The following is a 6,351-nucleotide window of genomic DNA, read 5'->3' on the forward strand; positions in this document are numbered from 1 at the left end:
CGGTTCTTGTCGATCGAGACGCCGTCGAAGCGGATCGCCATGTCACCGGGACCGGTTGCCGTCACTGCCGCCGCCGAATTGTCGATGATGAAGCCCTGCGGCACCGAGAAGGACACGCCAAGGCCCGGATGCAGGAAGGTTTCGCCGCGCACATAGCCTTCCTCGGGTGTGTCGCCATAGAGCAGGCCGTCTATGCCGGCGAGAAAGGAATCGCGGTCGCGCGTGCCGAAGCCTGGCGCGCCGAACTGGCGGGCATGGCGCTGCGCCAGATCGATGCGCTGCGGCGTGTTGGGGTGCGTGGCCAGGAAGTCGAGGCTGGCATCGGTGGCGCCGCTGATCGAACGGAAATCGGTATAGGCCGACATCGACTGCAGGAAGCGGCCGGCGGCGAAAGGATCGTAGCCGGCTTCGCCGATCGATTTGATGCCGATGGCGTCGGCTTCCAGCTCCTGGTTGCGCGAGAACTGGGCGAGCCTGAGTTTGCCGCGGATCAGCGCCGCCTTGGCGGTTGGGCTGTCGCCAAGCACGTCGGAAACCACCTTGGTCGCCAGGCCTTCCTCGGCCTCGAGCTGCTGGCGCTGCAGGCCGTGATTGGCGGTGACGTGGCCCATCTCATGCGCGATGACCGCGGCAAGCTCGGCCGAATCATTGGCCAGCGCCAACAGGCCGCGCGTGATGTAGAGATAGCCGCCCGGCAGCGCGAAGGCGTTGACGTTGGGCGAATTCAGGATGGTGATGCGATAGGTCTGCGTCGGATTGGCCGAGACCACGGTCAGATTGCCGACCACCTTGGCAACCATGCGCTCCAGCTTGGGATCGGAATATTCGCCGCCATAGGTTGCCAGGATGCGCGGATGCTGCGCCTTGGCCAATTCGGCGAGCTTGTTGTTGGCGCCGACATTGTCGACGGTGATCGGCTTGTCGGATGGCTGGAAGCCGGATTCCTGAACCGCCGGCGGCGTGAACATCTGGCAACTCGCCAGCGCCACGGCAAAGCCGGCCAGCGCAAGAAAGCGCGCCAGCGGTTTCATTCCTAGTGTATTAGCGCCGATCGCCAGAACGGCTTCCTTTCGGGTCCCGGCGCATGATCACGAAAATCGGGGGCGATCTTCGGAATGTGTCATGCGCTATATATCTCAAACTGCTGCAGTATCCGTTGCCCGTCCCTCAGGGGCGAGCGGCGGATACTGCAGGCAAATCACGTCCTATGCCGGACCAGTAGGGCGGACCTAGCCACACTCCTCCAGTCATGGCAAGCAAGCGCCACATCGCCCGGAACCGGTTTGACCGTAAATTATGTCCGCTTCCGGGCAACATCTCGTGATACAGCACCCCCGGCACCTGCGCCGATATAGCGCCGGAACGCTTCCGGACCAGCCCCGGCAAAGAAATCATCCGCCTTGCCGGTTGCGGCAACCAACCCATTGTCGAGAAACACGATATGCTCGCCGATGCGGCGGGCGTCTTCTGGCTGATGGGTGACGAACAGTACCGTCATGCCCCGCTCGGCATGAACGGCGGCGACCAGATCCAGCATGTCGTCACGCAGCGCCGGACCGAGCGAGGCGAAGGGTTCGTCGAGCAGCAGCACCGGCCGGTCGCGCACCAGAACCCGGGCCAGGGCGACGCGCTGGCGTTCCCCGCCGGAGAGTTCGCGCGGCAGGCGTCGTTCCTTGCCGGCAAGACCGGTACGCGCAAGCGCCCCGGCGATCGCGGCGCGGTCCGCTTCTGTCAGCCGCAAGGATGGCGAGCGGCCGAGCCCGACATTCTGCTCGACGGAAAGATGGGCAAAGAGATTGTTTTCCTGGAACACCATCGACACCGGCCGAGCTGAAGGCGGCTCGGCGCTGACATCGGCCCCGCCGATCAGCACGCGGCCCGATTGTGGAGTCTCGAAGCCGGCGACCAGATTGAGCAGCGTCGACTTGCCAGAACCGCTCGGCCCCATGATGGCGTTGATCTTTGCCGTGGCGAAATCGACGTCGAAGACAAGCGGCGCTTCGCCATAGCTGAACGACACCTTGTCCAGCCGCACCGGTGCGCCCTTTTCAGGCCCGCTGGCCACCCCCTCAGGCATCCCGGACCTTCTCCTTTCCCAGCCAGTGCGCCGCCACGATCAACGCGAGGCAGACGAGGCCGAGCAGCAATGCCAGGCCGCCGGCGTCCTCGGTGCGGTAGCTGCCCATCCGCGCCAGGAGAAGGTAGGGCAATGTCTGCACGGAATCACTGCCGAACAAGGCAATGACGCCGAGATCGCCGAGCGATAGCGCCATGGCGAAGGCGAAGGCCGTGGCGAGCGGCCGCCGCAGCGACGGCCAGTCGACCAGCATCAGCCGGTTCCAGCCAGCAATGCCGAGCTGTGCACAGAGCCGTTCGTGACGCTCGCTCGCCGCATCATAGGCGGGACGGATGGCGCGCAGGGCGAACGGCATCGCCATCACCGCATTGACGGTGACGACCATGATCGGGGCAATGGCGAAGACATCGCCGACATGGCGCAGCAACAGGAACCAGCCGGCGCCAACGACGATCGGCGGCACGACCAGGACAAAGCCGGCCCCAGTATCGGTGGCATGCTCGAGCATTGTCTTGCGGCCAGCCCGGCGGTTCAGCGCTAGGGCCCGCCGCGCCATGGTCAGCGACAGCGACAGCGTCACCGAAAGCAGCGCCGACAGGAAGGCCAGCACCATGCTGGTCAGCGTCGCCTGCCGGACGGTGGCCTCACCGGCCAGCCGGCCGAGATCGGCGCCCAACCCGGCCGTCACCGTCGCCGCCATCGGCCCGACGACGAACAGCAACGCCAAGACGATGAGCATTGCGTTCAGCCAGGTCTCGGCCCCGTTGACTAAGAGATAGCGGCGTTGCGCGACCGGCAGGTTAGTATCGCCGACCACATTGGCGCCTAGCCGCGTCAGTGCCAGCACCACGATAAAGGTTAAGGCGATCTGCAGCAGCGTCAGCGTCACCGCGCGTGCGGGATCGAAATCGAAACGAAGCGCCTGGTAGATGCCGACCTCCAGCGTCGTCGCGGCCGGCCCGCCGCCCAGTATCAGCACGATCGTGAAGGATGTGATGCAGAGCATGAACACCAGCCCGGCGACTCCTGGCATGGCGGCACGCAGCGTCGGCCATTCGATCAGCCGGAACGCCGGCCGCGCCGACATGCCAAGCTGGCTCGCCAGCCGCCATTGGTCGGCTGGAATCGTTTGCAGCGCCTCGAGGAACAGCCGCGTCGCCAACGGCAGATTGAAGAAGACATGGGCGACGAGAATGCCGGACAGGCCATAGATCCCCGGCCAGCTTCCGCCGCCGATCACGGCGAGCACGCCGGCGAAATAGCCGGCGCGGCCATAAAGCGCCAGGATGCCGAGGGCCGCGACGATGGCCGGCAGCGCCAATGGTACGGCGAAGAGCTGCAGGATGAAGGCGCGGCCAAAGAAGCGTGGATGCCGCGACAGAGCGCGCGCCACGAACAGCGCCGGCACGACGGAAAGCAGCGTCGACAGCGCCGCTTGCCAGAGCGTGAAGCGAATGACGCGCAACAGATAGGGATCGAAGGCTGCCCAAGCGCCCGAGAAATCATGGGCGCCCTCGAAAAGCAGGCCAGCAAACGCGCCGCCGATCAGCAGCGCGATTGCGGCGAGCGCGACAATGCCGGCGCTGACGCGGGAATCCGTGGAATACGCCGGCGTCATCGCGCTGCCTACTTGCTCATCACCGCCAGCCACTCATCCACCCAGGCCTTGCGGTTGGCGGCGACCTCTTGCGGGCTGAACTGCAAGGTCTTGGTTGGCTTGACCAATTTGTCAAAGGCCGGGTTGAGCGGCTTGTCGGTCTTGCCTGCCGGGAACATCCAGTTGGTCTCGGGGATGGCATCCTGGAATTTCGGTCCGGTCATGAAGGCCATGAACTTTGCCGCCAGCGGATTCTTGGCCCCTGTCGTGGTGATGCCCGCCACCTCGATCTGCAGATACTCGCCCTCCTCGAAGGAGGCCGCCTGATAGCGCTCGGTGTTCTCGGCGACCATGTGGTAGGCCGGCGACGTCGTGTAGGACAACACCATCGGCGCCTCGCCCTTCGTGAACAGGCCATAGGCCTCGCTCCAGCCCGGCGTCACCGTCAGCACCTTCGGCTTGAGCTTGGCCCAGGCCTCCGGCGCCTTGTCGCCATAGACCGACTTGACCCACAGAAGCAGGCCGAGGCCGGGCGTCGAGGTGCGCGGATCCTGGATGACGATCTTGTCGTCGGCACTGCCTTCGACCAAGTCCTTCAGGCTCTTCGGCGGCGTCTTCAGCTTCTCGGTGTCGTAAACGACAGCGAAATAGCCGTAATCAAAGGGGACAAAAGTGTCGTCGCTCCAACCGCCCGGCACATTGACGTCGGTCACCGCGCCATGCGGTGCGAACAGGCCTGACGCCTTGGCATCGGCGGTAAGATTGGTGTCGAGGCCAAGCACGATATCGGCCTTGGTCGACGCGCCTTCGAGCTTGACGCGGTTGAGCAGCGCGACGCCATCGGCGACCGAGACGAATTCGACATCGCAGCCGCATTCGGCCTCGAATTCCTTCTTCACCACGGGACCCGGACCCCAGTCGGCGGTGAAACTCTCATAGGTGTAGACGGTGAGCTTGTCCTTGGCCAAGGCCGGTCCGGACAGGACCACGGTCATTGCTGAGACAAGAGAATATAAAAGCGTGCGCATCGGCGCCTCCTTCGTTCGAATTGAAAGGAATTGAGGCGTCGGACTGTCCGAAACGTCTAATCCCTCCGCCGGTACAAACCGGATCAGGTTCAGCGGGTTGGCGAGATTGCCTCTCAGCCGGTCCGCGAAGATCGCGTCCGGCACCCCGTTAGAGCGTTTCGACACATAGGCCGGGCCGATCCCCCACGCAAGTGGGAGTTTGCCGCCTTCCGTTTCCCGTGCCGGGCTGGTAAGGGCCACACGATATGAGCACATTCACCATCCTGCTTGGCGGCGATCTCATCCGCACGCCACGGCTCGACCGCCAGGTCGAAGGCTCCCGCGTCATCGCCGCCGACGCCGGCATCGGCCATGCGCGGCTGCTGGGTCTCGTGCCGGAGCTGTGGGTGGGTGATTTCGATTCGGTGCCGGCCAACCTGCCTGACGATCTCGCTTCCGTGCCGCGCCGGACCTTCCCGGCGGAAAAGGACCAGACCGATGGCGAACTGGCCATCGCCGCCGCACTGGAGCGCGGTGCGACCAGCCTGGTGCTCGCCGGCGCCTTCGGCGGCAAGCGCGCCGATCACGCTTTCCTGCATCTGGCGCTAGCCCTGCGGCTGGCCGAGGCCGGAACCGATGTGCTTTTGACCAGCGGCGCCCAGGAAGGCGTTCCCCTGCTGCACGGAACGGCTGGCTTCGACTATGCCGACGGCACGCTGTTTTCGGTACTCGGCTTTTCCGAGCTTGCCGGCCTGACCGTCACCGGCGCCAAATGGCCGCTGAACAACGTCAAAGTGGCGTTCGGTTCGTCGCTGACCATCTCCAACGAGGTCAAGGGCCACCTCGAAATCGCGCTGGATCATGGCCGCGCGATGCTGCTCGCTCATCCCTATCCCTTCCCTGAAAGCTGACATGGCCCCGCCCCTTCTCAACCTCGACGGGATAAAGCTGACCTTTGGCGGCACGCCGCTGCTCGATGGCGCCGCCTTGACCGCTTCGGCCGGCGACAAGATCGCCCTGGTCGGCCGCAACGGGTCCGGCAAGTCGACGCTGCTGAAGATCGCCGCTGGCCTGATCGAGCCGCAGGACGGCGAGGTGTTCCGCCAGCCTTCGGCAACCGTTCGATACCTGCCGCAGATGCCCGACATGGAGGGTTTTGCGACCGTTCGCGCGTATGTCGAGGCCGGACTTGGCCCCGCCGACGATCCCTACCGCGCCAGCTATCTGATGGAGCATCTCGGCCTGTCGGGCGAGGAGCGGCCGAACGATCTTTCGGGCGGCGAAGCGAGGCGCGCCGCCCTTGCCCGCGTCATGGCGCCGGAGCCGGACATCCTGCTGCTTGATGAGCCGACCAATCATCTCGATCTGTCGGTGATCGAATGGCTGGAAGAGGAGCTCATCCGCACCTCCTCGGCACTGATCGTCATCTCGCACGACCGCCGCTTTCTCGAGCGCGTGTCGCGCGCCACCGTCTGGCTCGATCGCGGCCAGACCCGCCGGCTGGACAAAGGCTTTGGCCATTTCGAGGAATGGCGCGACCTGGTGCTGGAAGAAGAAGAGCGCGAGCAGCACAAGCTCGGCCGCCAGATCGTGCGTGAGGAGCACTGGCTGCGCTACGGCGTGACGGCGCGGCGCAAGCGCAACATGCGCCGTCTCGGCGAGTTGCAGAC

6 protein-coding genes and 1 riboswitch are annotated in these 6,351 nt (G+C 65.0%); of the genes, 2 read left to right on the forward strand and 4 right to left on the reverse strand.

Annotation, left to right across the window (positions count from 1 at the left end):
• From EN935_RS17975 to thiB, 4 genes are all read right to left on the reverse strand, one after another.
• Positions 1 to 1,031, reverse strand: a 1,031-nt coding sequence (locus tag EN935_RS17975; protein ID WP_127373484.1) for a M48 family metalloprotease, incomplete at its 3' end; no start/stop codon positions are given.
• Between the two features lie 263 nt (positions 1,032 to 1,294).
• Positions 1,295 to 2,077 (reverse strand): thiamine ABC transporter ATP-binding protein, encoded by a 783-nt coding sequence (gene thiQ, locus EN935_RS17980; RefSeq protein WP_127263905.1) that lies wholly within the window; start codon positions 2,075 to 2,077, stop codon positions 1,295 to 1,297.
• Entirely contained in the window at positions 2,070 to 3,695 is a 1,626-nt protein-coding gene (gene thiP, locus EN935_RS17985) for a thiamine/thiamine pyrophosphate ABC transporter permease (RefSeq protein WP_127373485.1), read from the reverse strand. Before thiP ends, thiQ begins: the two co-directional genes overlap by 8 nt.
• A gap of 8 nt (positions 3,696 to 3,703) precedes the next feature.
• On the reverse strand, positions 3,704 to 4,702 hold the full coding sequence (thiB, locus tag EN935_RS17990; RefSeq protein ID WP_109664831.1) for a thiamine ABC transporter substrate binding subunit: 999 nt from the start codon (positions 4,700 to 4,702) through the stop codon (positions 3,704 to 3,706).
• 43 nt (positions 4,703 to 4,745) lie between these two features.
• Positions 4,746 to 4,860, reverse strand: a riboswitch (TPP riboswitch).
• 87 nt (positions 4,861 to 4,947) lie between these two features.
• Between thiB and EN935_RS17995 the strand changes: the two genes are divergently transcribed.
• Positions 4,948 to 5,592, forward strand: a complete 645-nt coding sequence (locus tag EN935_RS17995; RefSeq protein WP_127373486.1) for a thiamine diphosphokinase — start codon at positions 4,948 to 4,950, stop codon at positions 5,590 to 5,592.
• A 1-nt stretch (position 5,593) separates the two neighbouring features.
• Positions 5,594 to 6,351 (forward strand): ATP-binding cassette domain-containing protein (locus tag EN935_RS18000; protein WP_164771188.1); only part of this gene is annotated, 758 nt, incomplete at its 3' end.

Source organism: Mesorhizobium sp. M7D.F.Ca.US.004.03.1.1 (assembly GCF_003998635.1).
GTDB classification, from domain to species: Bacteria; Pseudomonadota; Alphaproteobacteria; order Rhizobiales; family Rhizobiaceae; genus Mesorhizobium; species Mesorhizobium loti.